The organism is Bradyrhizobium sp. LMTR 3 (genome assembly GCF_001693485.1).
GTDB lineage: Bacteria > Pseudomonadota > Alphaproteobacteria > Rhizobiales > Xanthobacteraceae > Bradyrhizobium.
Window position 1 is genome coordinate 84,853 of record NZ_MAXC01000046.1, and the last position, 17,344, is coordinate 102,196.

A 17,344-nucleotide genomic window follows, 5' to 3' on the forward strand; every position below is an offset into this window, starting at 1 on the left:
GCTTACGCCGGTCAGCGGTGTAACCACATTCGGATTGCGAGCAGCAACTGCTCGGTATTGACGGGTTTGGCGAGATAGTCCGAAGCGCCGGCTTCGAGGCATTTCTCGCGGTCGCCCTTCATCGCCTTGGCGGTCAGCGCGATGATCGGCAGGCGGCTGAAGGCCGGATTTTCGCGGATGACACCGATGGTCTGATATCCGTCCATCTGCGGCATCATGATATCCATCAGCACGATTGCGATGTTTGGATTTGATTCGACCAGAGCGATGGCCTCATGGCCCGTCGTCGCGGTCAGCACCTTCATCCCGCGCCGTTCGAGAACGCTTGATAGCGCGAAAATGTTGCGGGCGTCGTCGTCAACCAGAAGCGCGGTCTTGCCAACGAGATCCTCATCGGAGCTATTGAGCTTTTCGAGCATTCTCTGCTTCTCGACGGGCAATTCCGTGATCACACGGTGCAAAAACAGCGACGTTTCGTCGAGCAGGCGTTCCGGCGACTCGACGCCTTTCACCACGATGCTCCTCGCCATGGTGTGAAGTTCCGCATCCTCCTCGGCCGAAAGTTCCCGCCCCGTGAACACCACGACCGGCACGTTCGATAGCGCTTCGTCGTTGCGAAGCCGGTCAAGCACCTCGAAGCCGCTCATGTCAGGCAATCGCAGATCGAGCACGACACAGTCGCAGGGCTGGTTCCGCAACGTCGACAAGGCATCGGCGCCAGTGTCGGCGGTAAGGATCTCGATGTCGTCATGGCCGAGCAGTTCGGTGATGCTCATCTGCTCGGCGGCATTGTCCTCCACGATCAGCAGGCGCTTGCGGCGGGGCTTGGCGTATTCCTTGATCTGCGACAGCGCCGCGCTGACGCCCTCGGTCGTCGTCGGCTTGTTGACGAAGGAAAACGCGCCGCGCGCCAGCGCATGCTGGCGGTCTTCGTCTAGCGTGATGATCTGCACCGGAATGTGCCGCGTCAGCGGACTGTGCTTGAGTTGGCTCAGCACGGTCCAGCCCAGCATGTCAGGCAGGAACACGTCGAGCGAAACCGCTGTCGGCTGGAACTGCTTGGCGAGCTCGAGCGCCTCGGCGCCGCGGCTCGCGACCAGCACCTTGAAGCCCTTGTCGCGGGCCAGATCGATCAGCACCCGCGCATAATGCGGATCGTCCTCGACGATCAGGAGGATGTTGTCGCCCGGCGCGAGATCCAGGCGGTCGTCCGGCAATTGCTCGACGACCCGCTCCTGCGTCGAGGTGGCCTGCGGCGCCGGCGCGGACGTGAATGGCGACGGAGCGGCGATGCGCGGCGCGATCGTGGGGCCGGAATATTTCAGCGGCAGATAAAGCACGAAGGTGCTGCCCTTGCCGGGTGCGCTGCGCAGATGGATTTCGCCGCCGAGCAGGCTCGCGAGCTCGCGGCTGATCGCAAGGCCGAGACCGGTGCCGCCGTATTTCCGGCTGGTGCCGGCGTCCGCCTGCTGGAATGCCTCGAAGATCAGTTTCTGCTTCTCCAGGGGAATGCCGATGCCGGTATCCGTCACCTCGAAGGCGACGACAGCGGGCGCGTGATTGAGGATCGGGTGTTCGGCGCTCCAGCCGCCGACGGCGGCCGACACGCTCAGCTTGACGCCGCCTTCCGCGGTGAACTTGAACGCGTTCGACAGCAGGTTCTTCAGCACCTGCTGCAGCCGCTTAGAGTCGGTGACCAGGCTGCGAGGAAGGTTCTCGTCGACATCGATGTTGAACGAGAGGTGGCGGTTTTCCGCCTCGTGCTTGAACGGGCGGCCGACGGTCTCCAGCAGGCTCGACGTCAGGATTTCCTCTGCATCGACCGTCACCGTGCCGGATTCGATCTTCGACAGGTCGAGGATGTCGCTGATCAGGTTGAGAAGATCGGTGCCGGCGCCGTGGATGGTGCGGGCGAACTCGACCTGTTTCGGCGACAGATTGCCGTCGGGGTTTTCGGTGAGCTGCTGGCCGAGGATCAGGATGCTGTTGAGCGGCGTGCGCAGCTCGTGCGACATGTTGGCGAGGAATTCGGACTTGTACTTCGATGTCAGCGCAAGTTCCGTTGCCTTTTCCTCAAGCGCGCGCCGGGCTTGTTCGATTTCCTGGTTCTTTCGTTCCACCTCGACGTTGCGTTCGGCGAGCTGCTGGGCCTTCTGTTCGAGCTGTTCGTTGGTCTGCTGCAATTCCTTCTGCTGCGTCTGCAGTTCACCGGCGAGCTGCTGGGATTGCTTCAACAGGCCCTCGGTCTGCATCGTGGCCTCGATCGAGTTGAGCACGATGCCGATGCTGTCGGTCAATTGTTCGAGGAAGGTCATCTGCGACGTGGTGAACGAGCCGATCGAGGAAAGCTCGATCACGGCCTTCACCTGGTTCTCGAACAGCACCGGAAGCACGACGATATTCTTCGGGATCGCGCGCAGCAGCGCCGAATTGATCGGAGCGGTGTCGCTGGGGATATCCGATATCAGCCGCTGCCGCTTGTCCATGGCGCACTGGCCGATCAATCCTTCGCCGAGCTGCACGAGCTGCGGATGCGGATTGGCGCCATCGCCGGCATAGGGGGAGAGCAGGCGCAATTGCGGCGCCTCGGCATTCTCCACCTGGTAGATCGCGCCCATATGCGCGTTGACGAGCGGCGCCAGTTCGGTCAGCAGCAGCCGGCCGACGGTGGACAGTTCGCGCTGGCCCTGCAGCATGTTGGTGAATCGTGCGAGGTTGGTCTTCAGCCAATCCTGCTCGGTGTTGACCTGGGTGGTGAGCCGCAGGTTGCCGATCATCGTGTTGATGTTGTCTTTGAGTTCGGCCACTTCGCCGCGGGCGTCGACCTGGATCGAGCGGGTCAGGTCGCCCTTGGTCACGGCGGTAGCCACTTCGGCGATCGCGCGCACCTGCGAGGTCAGGTTGGCGGCGAGCAGGTTGACGTTGCCGGTGAGGTCCTTCCAGGTGCCGGCCGCGCCGGGCACGTTGGCCTGGCCGCCGAGGCGCCCCTCGACGCCGACTTCGCGCGCCACGCTGGTGACCTGATCGGCAAAGGTCGCGAGCGTCTCGGTCATGTTGTTGATGGTGTCGGCAAGGGCTGCGACTTCGCCTTTCGATTTCACCGTCAGGTTCTGCTTCAGGTCGCCGTTGGCGACCGCGGTGACGACCTTGACGATGCCGCGGACCTGTTCGGTCAGATTCGCCGCCATGAAGTTGACGGTGTCGGTGAGGTCCTTCCAGGTGCCGGCGACGCCCGGGACCTGCGCCTGACCGCCGAGCTTGCCCTCGGTGCCGACCTCGCGTGCCACGCGCGTCACTTCGCCGGCAAAGGCGTTGAGCTGGTCGACCATCGTGTTGATGGTGTTCTTCAGTTCGAGGATTTCGCCCTTCACGTCCACGGTGATCTTGCGCGACAGGTCGCCGCGCGCCACGGCGGTCGTGACTTCCGCGATGTTGCGCACCTGCGTGGTGAGGTTGGCCGCCAGCAGGTTGACGTTGTCGGTCAGATCCTTCCAGGTGCCGCCGACGCCCGGCACCACGGCCTGGCCGCCGAGCCGGCCCTCGGTGCCGACCTCGCGCGCCACGCGCGTCACTTCGGCCGCGAAGGAGCGTAGCTGCTCGACCATCGTATTGAGGGTATCCTTCAGCAGCAGGATCTCGCCGCGGACGTCCACCGTGATCTTCTTGGAGAGGTCGCCGCCGGCGATCGCGGTTGCGACCTCGGCGATGTTGCGGACCTGTGCCGTCAGGTTCGAGGCCATGAAGTTGACGTTGTCGGTCAGGTCCTTCCAGGTACCGGCGACTTCGGGCACCTGGGCCTGGCCGCCGAGCTTGCCTTCGGTACCGACCTCGCGCGCCACGCGCGTCACTTCCGAGGCGAAGGCGTTGAGCTGGTCGACCATCGTGTTGACGGTATTCTTCAGTTCGAGAATCTCGCCCTTGACGTCGACGGTGATCTTCTTCGACAGGTCGCCTTTCGCCACCGCCGTGGTCACCTCGGCGATGTTTCGGACCTGGCCGGTCAGGTTGCCGGCCATCGAGTTGACGTTGTCGGTGAGGTCCTTCCAGGTGCCGGCGACGCCGGGCACATTGGCCTGGCCGCCGAGCCGCCCCTCGGTGCCGACCTCGCGCGCCACGCGGGTCACTTCGCCGGCGAAGCGGTTGAGCTGGTCGACCATCGTGTTCAGCGTTTCCTTGAGCTGCAGGATTTCGCCGCGCACGTCGACGGTGATTTTTCGCGAGAGGTCGCCGCCGGCAATCGCGGTCGCCACTTCCGCGATGTTGCGCACCTGCGCGGTGAGGTTGCCGGCCATCGAGTTCACGGAGTCGGTCAGGTCCTTCCAGGTGCCGGCGACACCGGTCACCTGGGCCTGGCCGCCGAGCTTGCCGTCGGTGCCGACTTCGCGCGCCACGCGCGTCACTTCGCCGGCAAAGGCGTTGAGCTGGTCGACCATCGTGTTCAGCGTTTCCTTCAACTGAAGGATTTCGCCCGAGACGTTCACCGTGATCTTCTTCGACAGGTCGCCCTTGGCCACCGCGGTCGCGACCTCGGCGATGTTGCGGACCTGGCCGGTGAGATTGCCGGCCATCGAATTGACGTTGTCGGTGAGGTCCTTCCAGGTGCCGGCGACGCCGCGCACGTTGGCCTGGCCGCCGAGCTTACCTTCGGTGCCGACTTCGCGCGCCACGCGCGTCACTTCGCCGGCAAAGGCGTTGAGCTGGTCCACCATGGTATTGATGGTGTCCTTCAGCTCCAGAATTTCGCCGCGGACGTCCACCGTGATCTTTTTCGACAGGTCGCCATTGGCGACCGCGGTCGTCACCTCGGCGATGTTGCGGACCTGTGCCGTCAGGTTGGAGGCCATCGAGTTGACGCTCTCGGTGAGGTCCTTCCAGGTACCGGCGACGCCGAGCACGTTGGCCTGACCGCCGAGCCGACCCTCGGTGCCGACTTCGCGCGCCACGCGCGTCACTTCGCCGGCAAAGGCATTGAGCTGGTCGACCATGGTGTTCAGCGTTTCCTTCAACTGAAGGATTTCGCCCGAGACGTTCACGGTGATCTTCTTGGAAAGGTCGCCGCCGGCGATCGCGGTCGCGACGTCGGCGATGTTGCGGACCTGCGCCGTCAGGTTGGAAGCCATGAAGTTGACGTTGTCGGTGAGGTCCTTCCAGGTGCCGGCCACACCAGGCACCTGGGCCTGACCGCCGAGCTTGCCTTCGGTGCCGACCTCGCGCGCCACGCGCGTCACTTCTGATGCGAACGAGTTGAGCTGGTCGACCATCGTGTTGATGGTGTCCTTCAGCTCGAGGATTTCGCCGCGGACGTCGACCGTGATCTTGCGCGAGAGGTCGCCGCGGGCGACAGCGGTGGTGACATTGGCGATGTTGCGGACCTGTGCGGTGAGGTTGCCGCACATCGCGTTGACGGAGTCGGTCAGATCCTTCCAGGTGCCGGCGACGCCGGGAACGATCGCCTGGCCGCCGAGCTTGCCGTCGGTGCCGACTTCGCGCGCCACGCGCGTCACTTCGGAAGCGAAGGAACGGAGCTGGTCCACCATCGTGTTGATGGCTTCCTTGAGCTGCAGGATCTCGCCGCGGACGTCGACCGTGATCTTCTTCGACAGGTCGCCATTTGCGACCGCAATGGTCACTTCGGCGATGTTGCGGACCTGGCCGGTGAGGTTGTTGGCCATCGAGTTGACGCTCTCGGTCAGGTCTTTCCAGACGCCGGTCACTTCCGGCACCTGGGCCTGGCCGCCGAGCTTGCCCTCGGTGCCGACTTCGCGCGCCACGCGCGTCACTTCCGAGGTGAACACGCCGAGCTGCTTGATCATCGTGTTGACGATGGTGGCAGACTGCAGAAATTCGCCGCCCAGCGGGCGGCCGTCGACATTGAGTTGCACGGTCTGCAGCAGATCGCCCTGTGCCACCGCGGCGACCGCGCGCGTGACTTCGCGGGTCGGCCACAGCAGGTCGTCGATCAGCGTGTTGACGGAGCCTTCCATGTCCGCCCACGAGCCGCTCGTGAGGTCGAACTTGACGCGCTGGCGCGTCTTGCCTTCGCGGCCGACGACCTGGCCGACGTGCTCCAGTTGCTGCGCCATTCGCTGGTTGGAGGCGACGATTTCGTTGAAGGTGTCGGCAATCTTGCCCTCGATGCCGAGATGATCGCCGGTCATGCGTACCGAGAAATCGCCGGCGCGCATGGCCTGCAACGCGTGCAAAAGATCCTGCATCGGATCGGACGTGCCGTTGGTGTGGGGTGGTTTGGGTTTGGCGACCCGGCGAGCGGAGGGAGATGCTCCAGGGGAAAGATCACTCATGGTGTCTCCTCGGCCAGTTCGCGCAAAATCTCATTGGCTGAAATGCATTTTTCACGAATAGACCCGCTGCCCCATGGCAGATCAAGTTGGAACAACGGTTAAGGTCGTGAAATCAATGACATGGAACTCAGCCCCAACTCTCCACAATGCCGTGGGAACCCAATTGTTCCAGCGGGTTAAAAATTATTCGGAACCGAAAATAAAAACGCCCCGGCAGGCCGGGGCGTTTGATGTTGTGATCGGCGCTGATCGACGAAGGAGATCAGGACCCCTTCGGATTGATCTCGGTGTAGTTGCCCTTGGCGTCCCACTTGTAGACGACGTAGTCGATCACCTTGATGTCGCCCTTGGCATCGAAGCCCAGCTTGCCGAGCACGGTGTCCCATTCGCCGGCCTTGATGGTTTCCATGACCTTCTTCGGTTCGGTGGTTTTTGCCTTTGCCACAGCCTGCGACCAGACCTGCATCGCAGCGTAGGTGTAGAGGGTGTAGCCTTCGGGATCGATGTTCTTGCCCTTGAACTTTTCGACGATCGCCTTGGCGGTTGCCTTGTTGCGCGGGTCGGGACCGAAGGTGAACAGGGTGCCTTCGCCGGCCGGGCCGGTGATCGAGGCGAACTCCTTGTCGTTCAGGGCATCGCCCGCCATCAACACCGTCTTGAGGCCCTGGTCGCGCATCTGGCGCAGGATCAGGCCGGCTTCCTGATGATAGCCGCCGACAAAGACCAGATCGATGTTGTCGCGCTTCAGCCGCGACACGATCGAGTTAAAATCCTTGTCGCCCTTGTTGTAGGACTCGAACATCTTCTCGGTGACGCCAGCCTTGTTGAGCGCCTTCTTGGTCTCGTCGGCGAGGCCCTTGCCGTAGGTGGTCTTGTCGTTGAGGATGGCGACGTTCTTGCCCTTGTAATTCTTGACGATGTAGTCGGCGGCAACCAGGCCCTGCTGGTCGTCGCGGCCACAGACGCGCGCCACGTTCCACAGCTTGCGTTCGGTGAACAACGGGTTGGTCGAGGCCGGCGTGATCTGCAGCACGTTGCCGTCGGCGTAGGCTTCCGACGCCGGGATCGACGACGACGAGCAGAAGTGACCGGCAACGAACGGGATTTTCGCGCTGGCGAATTTTTCTGCGATCGAGCGCGCCTGCTTCGGGTCGCAGGCATCGTCGCCGACCTGCAGCGCCAGTTTCTTGCCGAGCACGCCGCCGGCGGCGTTGATGTCGGCCACGAATTGTTCGGCACCGTTCTTCATCTGCCGACCGAATGCGGATTCGCCGCCCGTCATCGGGCCCGCCACTGCGATGGAGATGTCCTGCGCCAGCGCCGTTGTCGATAGCGCCAGCGATGCGCCCAATGCCAGGCCGATAAGTTTCAGTGATTTCATGAGGTGTCCTCGCAGGTCAGTCGATTTCAGGAAGCACCCGGCAGGCCGGGTACCAAAATCACGCCTATTGTCGGCTGATTTTACGGCGAAGTCATCGGCAATTTTCGGGCAAATCCACGGTCCGTTCGCAGCATCTTGCCGCAGTTTGCCGTGTCCCGGACGCGGTGCAGCGCTCCTTCAGCGCTGCTCCCCAGAGCTGGGACCCGCTTCGTCGCTTAAAAGGTGGACCCCGGATCAGCAGCGCATCACTTCGTGCTGCGCAGCATCCGGGGAACGCATCGACCGTTACTCCCGCCGGCCACCTTCCAGATAGGCGGCGCGGATTTCCGGGCGCTGCAGCAATTCGCTGCCGGTTCCGGACAGCGTGATCAGGCCGTTGACCATGACATAGCCGCGATGGGCCAGTTTCAGCGCGTGGTTGGCGTTCTGCTCGACGATCAGCACGGTCAGGCCGTCCTGCCGGTTCAGGGTCCGGATCGCATCGAAAATCTGCCGCGCGATCAGGGGGGCCAGCCCCAGCGACGGCTCGTCCAGCATCAACAGGCGCGGCCGGCTCATCAGGGCCCGGCCGATCGCCAGCATCTGCTGCTCGCCGCCGGATAGCGTGCCGCCGCGCTGGGTCATGCGTTCCTTGAGCCGCGGGAACAGCGCGAAGACGCGTTCCAGGCCGCTCGCCCGGTCGGCCTCGCTGCTGTCGGTCGCGTCGGCGCCCATCTGCAGGTTTTCCGCCACGCTCATGCGCGGAAAAATCCGGCGGCCCTCGGGCGACTGGGCAATCCGCAGCCGCGCAATCTCATGCGTCGGCACGCCGGTGATATCCCGGCCGTCGAACTCGATGCGGCCGGCGCGGGCACGGGGCCGGCCGAAGATCGTCATCATCAACGTCGACTTGCCGGCACCGTTGGCGCCGATCAGCGCGACGATCTCGCCGGCGTTGATGTCGAGATCGACGCCCTTCAGCGCCTCGATCTTGCCGTAAGCCGCCCGCAGCGAGCGGATCGCGAGCAGGGGGTGAGTCATGCGATGGTCCCTGTGTCCCGGGCGCACTGCGGCGCGTAGTGCCGCTGTGCAGAACCGGGACCTGTCAGATCCGGAGTTATGGATCCCGGAACAGCGGAGCAGCGTTGCACGCTGCACCGCATCCGGGAAACGTGCAGACCTTCGCTCACGTTCCGCTCTCCATCACCGCGATGGCTTCCTCCTCGTCGGCGCCGAGATAGGCCGCGATCACCTTGGGATCGTCGCGGATCTGGCGCGGCGTGCCTTCGGCGATCTTGACGCCGTGGTCCATCACCACGACGTGGTCGGAGATTTCCATCACCACGCTCATGTCGTGCTCGATCAAAAGGATCGAGGTGCCCTGGTCGGCGCGGATCGAGAGCAGCAATTCGCTCAATGCAGCGCTTTCGCGCGCATTCAATCCCGCAGCCGGCTCGTCGAGGCAGAGCAGGGCGGGTTGGGTGCACATTGCGCGCGCGATTTCCAAGCGCCGCTGGTCGCCATAGGGCAGGTTGCCGGCGGCATCGTCGGCACGATCCAGAAGACCGATGCGGTCGAGCCAGGTCCGCGCCAGGTCGATCGCGGCCTGTTCGGCGTGACGCCAGGATGGCGCGCCGATCAGACCAAGGAACGTCAACCCGGATGCGCGCATCAGCGCGTTGTGTTGTGCGACCATCAGGTTTTCCAGCGCCGTCATCCCGGGAAACAGGCGGATGTTCTGAAAGGTGCGCGCGACCTTGGCCAGTTTGGCAATCCGGAAATCGTTCAGCCGCTCGAGCCGGATGGCATGGCCATCATCATGGGTAAGGCCGATGGCGCCCGAGGTCGGCTTGTAGAAGCCGGTGATGCAGTTGAAGACGGTGGTCTTGCCGGCGCCGTTCGGCCCGATCAGCGCGGTGATCTTGCGCCGCTCGGCGTCGAACGAGAGGTCGTTGACGGCGACGATGCCGCCGAAGCGCATCGACAGGCGATCGACGGAGAGAATCGGATTGCCGCTCATCCGTGCCCCTCCTTGACGAGGTCGGACGAGATCGCCTCGCTGCGTTTGAGGAACACGGTCGGCGCGCGATGGCCGATCAGGCCGCGCGGCCGCCAGATCATCAAGAGCACCATCGCCATGCCGAACACCAGCATGCGGTACTGGTCGAGCCCGCGGAATAGCTCGAAGCCGCCGATCATGGCGAGCGCCGCCAGTGCCACGCCGAGCTGCGAGCCCATCCCGCCCAGCACCACGATCGCCAGCACCAATGCCGATTCATGGAAGGTGAAGGATTCCGGGCTGATGAAGCCTTGTCTTGTGGCGAAGAACGCGCCGGCAAAACCGCCGAACATCGCCCCCGTCGCGAACGCGGTCAGCTTGGTCGTGGTGGTGTTGATGCCAAGCGCCCGGCAGGCGACTTCGTCCTCGCGCAGCGCCTCCCAGGCGCGGCCGATCGGCAGGCGCCTCAGCCGGATCGTGACCCAGTTGGTGAGCAGCGCCAGCGCCAGGATAATGTAAAACAGAAATACGATGCGGTGCGTCGGCGAAAATTCGATGCCGAGCAGGGCGGCCAGCCCGTCGTCGGCCGGCGTCAGCGGAATGCCGAACAGGGTGGGCCGGGGAATGCCGGTGACGCCGTTCGGCCCGCCGGTCAGGGTCTGCCAGTTGATCAGGACGAGGCGGATGATCTCGCCGAAGGCCAGCGTGACGATGGCGAGATAGTCGCCACGCAGCCGCAGCACTGGAAAGCCGAGCAGCACGCCCCAGAACGCCGCGAGGATGCCGGCGAGCGGCAGGCAGATCCAGAACGACAGCCCGAAATTGGTGGCCAGCAGCGCGTAGGAATAGGCGCCGACCGCATAGAACGCGACATAGCCGAGGTCGAGCAGGCCGGCGAGGCCGACCACCACATTCAGCCCCCAGCCGAGCATCACATAGGTCAGCACGAGGATGGCGAGGTCGAGAATGTAGCGCTCGTTGTAGAACAGGACCGGCACCAGGAACGTAAATACCAGCAGCACCGGCGCGACCAGGCGTCCGGCGAGCGACAGCGCGCTTTGCACCGAAGGTGGCACCACCCTGACGGTGTCGACCGGTCCCCACCATCGCCGCAGCAGTTCGACGAGGATGCTGCCGCCGAATACGGCTGCGACCATGATGGCGAGGTCGTCGAAGCGCGTCCAGTAGACCAATTGCCCCTGCGGGCCGGCCTCGGTGCGCACGCCGATCATCAGCGAAAACAGCACCAGCGCCACGAACGCGCTGATCAGCGCTTTCTTCAGGATGAAGGCGGCGCCAGGTGCGCGCGAGGTTTGGGCGGCGGGGGGTGCGCTCACGCTGCGGCCCGTCAGACTTTTTCGACTTCAGGCCGGCCGAGCAGGCCGGTCGGAAGGAAGATCAGGACCACGATCAGGATCGAGAACGCGGCGACGTCCTTGTACTCAACCGAGAAGTAGGCCGACCACAGCGTCTCGATCAGGCCGATCAGGAGACCACCGAGCATCGCCCCGGGCAGCGAGCCGATGCCGCCGAGCACGGCCGCGGTGAACGCCTTGATGCCGGCGACGAAGCCCATGAAAAAATCGACCAGCCCGTAATAGAGCAGGTACATCATGCCGGCCACCGCAGCGAGCGCAGCACCAATCACGAACGTCATGGAAATGGTGCGGTCGACATCGACGCCGAGCAGCGAGGCCATGGTCTGGTCCTGCTCGCAGGCGCGCATGTCGCGGCCGAGCCGGGTGTTCGACACCAGCCAGGTGAACAGCGCGAGCAGCACTATGGTGGTGACGACCACGATGATCTGGATGTTGGAAAGCTGCACCACAAAGCCTTCCGAGCCCTCATGCAGGGTATAGCCGCCGGTAATGATCGGCGGCACCGGTTTGACACGCGCGCCCTGGGCTACCTGCGAATAATTGGTCAGCACGAATGACATACCGATGGCGGAGAGCATGGGCGCGAGGCGGAACGAGTGCCGCAGCGGCCGGTAGGCGATACGCTCGACCGTCCAGCCGTAGAGCGCGGTAATCGCCATCGATACCAGCAGCACGATCAGGAGGATGAGCGGGATGGCGGTAAGCCCGAAGGAGACCAGGATCAGGAAGGTGATCAAGGCGATGAAGCCGCCGATCATGAAAATATCGCCATGGGCGAAATTGATCATGCCGACGATGCCGTAGACCATGGTGTAGCCGATGGCGATCAGGCCGTAGATCGAGCCGAGCACGAGGCCGTTGATCAGTTGCTGGGCGAAATAATCCATGCGCTGCCGTTTTTTGTATGAGGACGCGGCGAGAGCTCCGGCAGCCCATGACGACGCGTCGTGGCATTTTCTAACAGTGGGAACTAGGGGCGGCAACAGCGCCGGCTGCGGCTTATTTGGCTTGTACAGAGCTAGTTTTTGCGCAGGCGGTTCCGGCGCCACACTCCGGACACGGCGTTGCCTTCCGATGATCCCACCGGAACCGCTGTTCCGCTGCAACCGACGCCGCGGCTCTCCGTTAATTCGGGCTACGCCTCAACAACGGAGATCCCTCGATGAGCAAGATGAACCAGAACCCGGGCCAGCAGAACCAGAACCCGGGTCAGAAGCCCGGTCAGCAGCAGCAGGGCGGCGGCCAGAAGCCGGGCCAGCAGCAGCAGGATCCGGGGCGTCAGGGTCAGAAACCCAGTCAGGATCCACGGCAGATGCCAGAGTAGAAGGGCATATGCCAGGACAGAAAAGGCCCCGCCGAAAAGGTGGGGCTTTTCTTTTTGTGCGTTGCCAACTTCTTGTGCGTTGCCAACTTCGTGTCCCGGACGCGGCGCAGCGCCCTTGGCGGTGCAGCGTTACACGCTGCACCGCGTCCGGGACACGGGGATGGCTAGCTCTTCAGCAAACCTAATTCGGCGATGATCGCGTTCGCCTCCTTGACGGCGTGGTTGGCTGCCGGCACGCCGCAATAGATCGCCTGCTGCAGCAGGATTTCCTTGATGTCGTCGGGCGTGAAGCCGCCTTCGGCGAGCGCTGCGCGCACATGCAGGCGGAATTCATCCCACTGGCCCAGCGCCACCATGGTGCCGATCACGAGCACGCGGCGGGTGCGGTGGTCGAAATGCGGCCGGGTCCAGATATCGCCCCAGGCATAGCGGGTGATCAGGTCCTGGAAGTCGGTATTGAACGCGTTGCGGTTCTTGATCGACTTGTCGACCCATTCATCGCCGAGCACCTTGCGGCGCTGGGCCATGCCGTCATCGCGGCGTTGGTTGTCGTCCATGATGTCTCCTCCATCGTCGTCATTCCGGGGCGATGCGAAGCATCGAACCCGGAATCTCGAGATTCCGGGTTCGCCTCTTCGAGGCGCCCCGGAATGACGACGATCGTTCTACCGTTGCGTCAGGAAACCGATCACCGCGTCGGTGAAGGCGTGCGGCTGCTCGACGTTCGAAATGTGCGCGGCATCCAGCAGCGTCATGCCCGCGCCGGGGATCCGGCTGCGCATGAATTCGGCATCCGCGACCGTCGTCGACATGTCATGGCGGCCGGCGATTACCAGCGTCGGACTCTTGATCTTGGGCAGCAGTTCGCGCTGGTCCAGCGTCGACAGCGCCTCGCAGCAGGCGATGTAGCCCTCGACCGGCGTGGTCAGCATCATCGCCTTCATGTTGGCGGTGATCTGCGGCTCGCGCTCGCGAAAGTCCGCCGTCAGCCAGCCGGCCATCACGGTATCGGCCACCGCGGCGATGCCGTCGTCCTTCACCGCCTTGATGCGCTCGTGCCAGCGCGTCGGGTCCGGGTAATAGCAGGTGGTATTGGACAGGATGATCTTGCCGAACCTGTCAGGCGCGTTGGCGCCCAGCCATTGCCCGACCATGCCGCCCATCGACAGGCCGCACCAATGCGTCCGCGCGATGTTGAGATCGTCGAGGATCGCCAGCACGTCGCGGCCGAATCGTTCCAGCGAGTAGGGCCCGGGCGGCACGCTCGACTTGCCATGGCCGCGCCGGTCGTAGCGGATGACGCGGAACACCTGGGTGAGCGCCTTCATCTGCGGCTCCCACATCTGCATGGTCGAGCCCAGCGAGTTCGAGAGCATCAGCGTCGGTCCGCCGTCGCGGCCTTCGACGGATACGTTGAGCAGGCAACCGTCGGCGTTGATCATCGGCATGGGAGGTCTCCGGTCTCTTATTCGTCGTGAAGCGAAGCGAGCAAACGGTCGATCAGGGCTTGCGAGGCGCCCTGATAGGCCATCGGTTCGAAAAGATTTGCAATCGTATCGGCACCAAACTGTGCGGTAACTTTCGAGTCGTTCATCAGCACATCGCGCAAATGCTTTTTCTCCTTGACCGCCTTCTTACTCGCCGCCTCGACCAGATGATGCGCGTCGCTCTTGCCGATCTTTTCGGCCAACGCCATCGCCACCGCTTCGGCCATGATCAGCCCGTCGGTCGCGTCGAGATTGGCGCGCATGCGCGCGGCGTCGACTTCGAGCCCTTCCGCAATATCCACAATGGCCGCTAGCGCGCCCGAGGTGACGAGCAGCAGCGTCGGCAGTGTCGGCCATTCCGCGTGCCACGGACCGGCGCTGCGCTCGTGATCCTGCACCTGCGCGGCAAATATCGTCGCTGCGAGATTGGGCGCCATGGTGGCTGCCGCGAGCGCGCTGGCTGCCGCGACCGGATTGCGCTTGTGCGGCATGGTGGAAGAGCCGCCGCGGCCTTCGCCCGAGGGCTCGAACGCTTCGCCGACATCGGTCTGCATCATTAAGGAGACATCGCGGGCGACCTTGCCGCAGGTGCCGGTAACGATGGCCAGTACTGAGGCCGCTTCGGCGATGCGGTCGCGGTGGGTGTGCCAGGGCGCGTCCGGCAGTGGCAGCTTCAGTTCCTCGGCCAGTTTTTCCGCGACCGCCAATCCCTTGTCTCCAAGGGCTGCGAGTGTGCCGGCGGCGCCGCCGAATTGCAGGGCCAGCGCCTCGCTGCGCGCGCGCTGCAGGCGCAGCTTCGAGCGATGCAATGCAGCGGCATATTCGGCAAGCTTCAGCCCGAACGGCATCGGCAGCGCATGCTGCAGCCAGGTGCGGGCGACCACGGGCGTGTGGCGATGCCGTCGCGCCAGTCCGGCAAAGCCTGCGATCGCGCGATCGATGTCGGCGAGGAGCGCATCGATGCCGGCACGAAGACCGAGCATGGCGGCGGTGTCGATGACGTCCTGGCTGGTCGCGCCCCAATGCACATAGCGTGCGGCCGCCGCGTCCGATTTGGCGACATTTGCGGTCAGCGCCTTGACGAGGGGGATGGCGAGGTTGCCAGTCTTGGTCGCCGCGTCGGCCAATGCGGCGATGTCGAATGATTCGGCCCGGCACGCATTTGTGATCGGCGCAGCCGCGCTCGCTGGAATGACCCCGAGGGCGGCCTCGGCGCGCGCCAGCGCCGCTTCGAAATCCAGCATATTCTGCAGGCATGTGGCGTCGTCGCAGATCGCGCGCATGGCGGCGCTCGATAGCATCGGGGCAAGCAATGGGGAGAGGGGCGTGCTCATCTCCGTGCGACCTAACCATCCCGGCCTGTCAATGCCAATGCCCTTGTCGCCGTGCACTTGTTGCACTTGCGAATATGCATTGTTTATCGCCCTTCCTTTTGGTCCGGACGTGCTTTACTTGGAAAGATCAGGTTGACGCGATCCAGGAGGCACCCCCATGGCCATGACGATGAACGGCGAAGTCCAGCTTGCGGCGTCGCGCGAGGCCGTATGGGCCAAGCTGAACGATCCGGAAGTGTTGAAGGCCTGCATTCCCGGCTGCGAGGAGCTGGAAAAGACCGAGGATAACGGCTTCCGCGCCGTCGCCAAGATGAAGGTCGGGCCGGTCTCGGCCCGCTTCAAGGGCAAGGTCATGCTGAGCGATCTCGACCCGCCCAACGGCTACAAGATCACGGGCGAAGGCGAGGGCGGTGTGGCCGGCTTCGCCAAGGGGGGCGCCACGGTGGCGCTGACCGACAAGGATGGCGGCACGCTGCTGAGCTATAATGTCGAGGCGCAGATTGGTGGCAAGCTGGCCCAGCTCGGACAGCGGCTGATCAATGGCGCGGCCAAGAAGCTGGCCGACGAATTTTTCAACAATTTCGGCAAGGCTGTGCAGGGCTGATTCAGAGGCTGATTCTTACACGCCAGCCCTGTCGAACAGGCAAGTCACTCAGGCCATGTCCCAGGAGGGGGGCTCCTGAGGTTGCTCATTGTCGGGATGGCCCATATTATGGGCTTTGGAATGACTATAAACGTCTGCGTTGCCCGCTCCGGCAGTGCGGCCCAAGAGAGTGGTGATGGCCAAGATTTCCCTGATCGTGAACGGTAATCCCGTAAACGCCAACGTCGATCCCCGTACCCTTCTGGTCCAGTTTCTGCGGGAAAATCTCCGGCTGACGGGCACCCATGTCGGCTGCGACACGTCGCAGTGCGGCGCATGCGTCGTGCATCTCGACGGCAAGGCGGTCAAATCCTGCACCACGCTCGCGGTGATGGCTGACGGCCATGAGGTCAAGACCATCGAGGGCCTGGCGCCCGACGGCGCGCCGCTGCACCCGATGCAGGAAGCCTTTCGCGAGCACCACGGATTGCAGTGCGGCTTTTGCACGCCTGGCATGATCATGACCGCGGTCGATCTGGTCAACCGCAAGGGCCACGACCTTTCGGACCATGTCATCCGCGAGGAGCTCGAAGGCAATCTGTGCCGCTGCACCGGCTATCAGAATATCGTGACCTCGATCGCCGCCGGCGCCAAGGCAATGGCCAAATCCGCTTAACCGACATGCCCGCTCAATCGACAAGTTCGCCTAATCGATTTCATCTCGAGTAGCGATCAGGAAGTTCTCATGTACGAATTCAAATATCATCGGCCGGCGACAGTGCGGCAGGCCGCCAATCTCCTGGTGAAGAACGAAGAAGCCAAGGTGATCGCCGGCGGCCACACGCTGGTGCCGGTCATGAAGCAGCGGCTTGCCAGCCCGCCGCATCTGGTCGATCTCTCGCACATCGAAGGGCTCGATGCGATCGAGATGAAGGGCCGTTCGCTGGTGATCGGCGCGACCGCCAGGCATGCCGATGTCGCGACGTCGCCGATCGTCGGCGAAGCCATTCCGGCGCTCGCCGAACTCGCCGGTGGAATCGGCGACCCCGCGGTGCGCCATAAGGGCACGCTCGGCGGCTCGCTCGCCAATAACGACCCGACGGCGGATTATCCCGCCGCCGTTCTCGCGCTCGGCGCCACCATCGTCACCAACAAGCGCCGGCTGAAGGCGGAGGAATTCTTCCAGGGCCTGTTCACGACCGCGCTCGAAAGCGACGAGATCATCACCAAGGTGATGTTCCCGCTGCCGAAGAAGGCGGCCTACGTCAAATTCCGCAACCAGGCCTCGCGTTATGCGCTGGTCGGCGTGTTCGTCGCCAGGCGCCCGTCCGACGTGCGCGTTGCCGTCACCGGCGCGGGCTCGGAGGGCGTATTCCGCGCCACCCAGTTCGAGGAAGCGCTGAAGAAGCGTTTCTCGCACAAGGTGCTCGACGGCATTTCGGCATCGCCGGAAGGGCTGAACAGCGATCTGCACGGCAGCGCTGAATATCGCGCGCATCTGATCGGCGTGCTGACGCGCCGCGCCGTCGAAGCCGCGACGGCGAAGTAGGCTTGCCGGTTATTTTGCCGATTTCCG

Annotated in this window: 13 protein-coding genes; 4 read left to right on the plus strand and 9 right to left on the minus strand. The window is 63.8% G+C overall.

From position 1 onward, the window contains the following. Positions 1-11: 11 nt before the first annotated feature. The 6 genes from LMTR3_RS26555 to LMTR3_RS26580 form a co-directional block, all read right to left on the minus strand. Positions 12-6,302, minus strand: coding sequence for a HAMP domain-containing protein (locus LMTR3_RS26555; RefSeq protein WP_065747953.1), 6,291 nt, complete (start codon positions 6,300-6,302; stop codon positions 12-14). 262 nt (positions 6,303-6,564) lie between these two features. Further along, positions 6,565-7,683 carry a branched-chain amino acid ABC transporter substrate-binding protein gene (locus LMTR3_RS26560; protein ID WP_057843730.1) on the minus strand — a complete coding sequence of 373 codons (1,119 nt, stop codon included), beginning with the start codon at positions 7,681-7,683 and terminating at the stop codon, positions 6,565-6,567. A 285-nt stretch (positions 7,684-7,968) separates the two neighbouring features. Continuing rightward, positions 7,969-8,703: an ABC transporter ATP-binding protein gene (locus LMTR3_RS26565; protein ID WP_028349942.1), complete on the minus strand. Its 735-nt coding sequence runs from the start codon at positions 8,701-8,703 to the stop codon at positions 7,969-7,971. A gap of 145 nt (positions 8,704-8,848) precedes the next feature. Further along, positions 8,849-9,682 carry an ABC transporter ATP-binding protein gene (locus LMTR3_RS26570; protein WP_065747954.1) on the minus strand — a complete coding sequence of 278 codons (834 nt, stop codon included), beginning with the start codon at positions 9,680-9,682 and terminating at the stop codon, positions 8,849-8,851. Further along, positions 9,679-10,998, minus strand: a complete 1,320-nt coding sequence (livM, locus tag LMTR3_RS26575) for a high-affinity branched-chain amino acid ABC transporter permease LivM (RefSeq protein WP_141686819.1) — start codon at positions 10,996-10,998, stop codon at positions 9,679-9,681. Before livM ends, LMTR3_RS26570 begins: the two co-directional genes overlap by 4 nt. 11 nt (positions 10,999-11,009) lie before the next feature. Further along, complete coding sequence (locus LMTR3_RS26580; RefSeq protein WP_065747956.1) at positions 11,010-11,927, minus strand: ABC transporter permease subunit; 918 nt, start codon at positions 11,925-11,927, stop codon at positions 11,010-11,012. Between the two features lie 275 nt (positions 11,928-12,202). Here LMTR3_RS26580 and LMTR3_RS38675 point away from each other — a divergent pair, with 275 nt between their 5' ends. Continuing rightward, complete coding sequence (locus LMTR3_RS38675; protein ID WP_171578229.1) at positions 12,203-12,364, plus strand: hypothetical protein; 162 nt, start codon at positions 12,203-12,205, stop codon at positions 12,362-12,364. Between the two features lie 164 nt (positions 12,365-12,528). Here LMTR3_RS38675 and LMTR3_RS26585 read toward each other — a convergent pair whose 3' ends face one another. The 3 genes from LMTR3_RS26585 to LMTR3_RS26595 form a co-directional block, all read right to left on the minus strand. Beyond that, a complete protein-coding gene (locus tag LMTR3_RS26585; protein ID WP_065747957.1) occupies positions 12,529-12,921 on the minus strand; it encodes a carboxymuconolactone decarboxylase family protein in 393 nt (130 codons plus the stop codon). Between the two features lie 108 nt (positions 12,922-13,029). Next, complete coding sequence (pcaD, locus tag LMTR3_RS26590) at positions 13,030-13,812, minus strand: 3-oxoadipate enol-lactonase (protein WP_065747958.1); 783 nt, start codon at positions 13,810-13,812, stop codon at positions 13,030-13,032. Between the two features lie 17 nt (positions 13,813-13,829). Beyond that, positions 13,830-15,185 carry a 3-carboxy-cis,cis-muconate cycloisomerase gene (locus tag LMTR3_RS26595; RefSeq protein ID WP_065747959.1) on the minus strand — a complete coding sequence of 452 codons (1,356 nt, stop codon included), beginning with the start codon at positions 15,183-15,185 and terminating at the stop codon, positions 13,830-13,832. A 157-nt stretch (positions 15,186-15,342) separates the two neighbouring features. Here LMTR3_RS26595 and LMTR3_RS26600 point away from each other — a divergent pair, with 157 nt between their 5' ends. The 3 genes from LMTR3_RS26600 to LMTR3_RS26610 all read left to right on the plus strand — a co-directional run bounded on the left by LMTR3_RS26600 (position 15,343) and on the right by LMTR3_RS26610 (position 17,317). Beyond that, on the plus strand, positions 15,343-15,789 hold the full coding sequence (locus LMTR3_RS26600; protein WP_065747960.1) for an SRPBCC family protein: 447 nt from the start codon (positions 15,343-15,345) through the stop codon (positions 15,787-15,789). Positions 15,790-15,964: 175 nt separating this feature from the next. Next, the gene (locus LMTR3_RS26605) at positions 15,965-16,444 is read left to right on the plus strand and encodes a (2Fe-2S)-binding protein (protein ID WP_028349934.1); all 480 of its coding nucleotides are present in this window, start codon (positions 15,965-15,967) and stop codon (positions 16,442-16,444) included. 69 nt (positions 16,445-16,513) lie between these two features. After that, positions 16,514-17,317 (plus strand): FAD binding domain-containing protein, encoded by an 804-nt coding sequence (locus tag LMTR3_RS26610; protein WP_065747961.1) that lies wholly within the window; start codon positions 16,514-16,516, stop codon positions 17,315-17,317. Positions 17,318-17,344 lie beyond the last annotated feature (27 nt).